The sequence below is a fragment of the Microcoleus sp. N9_A1 genome (assembly GCF_036701795.1).
GTDB lineage: Bacteria > Cyanobacteriota > Cyanobacteriia > Cyanobacteriales > Microcoleaceae > Microcoleus.
Genome location: NZ_JAUBRI010000179.1, coordinates 1 through 1,590 on the forward strand (window position 1 = coordinate 1; position 1,590 = coordinate 1,590).

1 protein-coding gene is annotated in these 1,590 nt (G+C 44.3%); it reads left to right on the top strand.

Annotated elements, in window-relative coordinates:
* The first annotated feature begins 239 nt into the window (after positions 1-239).
* Positions 240-1,268: a hemerythrin domain-containing protein gene (locus QUA58_RS31265; RefSeq protein WP_333251838.1), complete on the top strand. Its 1,029-nt coding sequence runs from the start codon at positions 240-242 to the stop codon at positions 1,266-1,268.
* Positions 1,269-1,590 lie beyond the last annotated feature (322 nt).

A 1,590-nucleotide genomic window follows, 5' to 3' on the forward strand; every position in this document is an offset into this window, starting at 1 on the left:
TTCATAATTTATTCTGGTAGCACAATTCTTATCAACACTTAACTAATATTTGAGCAGCGATAAGTACAGAAGAGCCATTTTTTTCAAGCAGTCTCAAGTACTTACCCTTTTTTTGCTCAAAAGTCAATAGGTTGCGCGGGATATTAATGAATCAGTCGGGAGAAAGAGGATGTTATCAGAATATTTCAATAAATTAAGAAATATAAGAACACTAAAGACATCCAGAGGAGACACGACAGATGGTAGCTACCTTAGAAGATACCAAGCGTCAAGCGATCGCGACTAAATTAGCAGACATGAAAGCGCTGCAAAACTTGTTGATCGCCAACGAGCAATTGTTCATCAATTCCTGCAACGACTCCGAACTAGCCCAGCGCTTCCGGGATATGCTTGAGGACGATCGCAAAAACTTGGGCGTATTGGAAACAACCATCATCCAATATGGCATTCAATCCGAGCCCAAAGAAACCACCACAAAAATGATCGAAGCAGTTCAGAAACTAATGAAAGGTTCTGAACTCACAATGTTTGAAAAAGTCGGTCAGCACGAACTGCTCAAACACCAACAAACAATGGCCGGCTTGTTAATTCATAAAGCCGCTCAAGTAGTCGGCGCCGACATCGAAGCAGCCATTACCCCCCTCAACACCGTTAACTTTGAGAACCGCGCTCACCAAGAACAACTCAAAGGAGTTCTCGAAATTTTAGGCGTGCGCGAACTGACCGGCAAAGACCCCGACCAAGGCGTTTGGGCTCGCGTGCAAGATGCAATGGCAGCCATGACCGGCATCATCGGCGGTGCTGTCACCCGCACCAAAGATGAGATGAACATCGTCGAAATCATCACAATGGATCACCGCAAAGTCGATACCCTATTTATGGAAATCGAAAAAACCGACGATCCGAAAAAATTGCAAGAATTCTTCGGTCAAATTTACAAAGACCTCAGCGTTCACGCAGAAGCCGAAGAACAAATTGTTTATCCCGCAGTTCGCAGCTACTACACTGATACCCAAGAACTGTACGACGAGCAAGCAGAAATGAAGCAAATGCTCGCCAAAATCAAGGCTATGAACCCCAGTTCTTCTGATTTCAAAGCTCAAATCAAACAGCTCAAAACAGCGGTTCAGGATCACGTCAAGCAAGAAGAAGGCGATATGTTCCCTCAAATTCGCCGCAACCTGAGCGAAGCACAAATGGAACAAATGGCTACTAAATTTAAAGCAGCCAAAAGCACGATGCAGCAAGAAATGGCTAACATGAGCTAATTCAGCAGCGAGCTAATTGTAGCTCTAGCTGAGTTCAAAACTAGCTAAACTGCAACCTATCAATCCCGCTACCCAGGTGGCGGGATTACTGTTTTGTGTGAAAAACAATATATATTACTTGTAGGGGCGGGTTTCACGAAAGATATTTCGGGTAATTAAAGAGATAAATAAACCCGCCCTCCTCCTTCTTTGGTTGTGGGGGGCGGGTTTATTTATATTATGAATGTCATCACAGATTTTCGGTAAAACCCGCCCCTTGTATCTTAAAAGAGTCAGGCGCTCAAACCGTAGACCGCAGGCTATAGAACCGCAGACACGGTTG

What these genes read in the sequence shown, in the direction of transcription:
- QUA58_RS31265 (WP_333251838.1), top strand. Translation starts at nt 240, where the DNA reads ATGGTAGCTACCTTAGAAGATACCAAGCGTCAAGCGATCGCGACTAAA.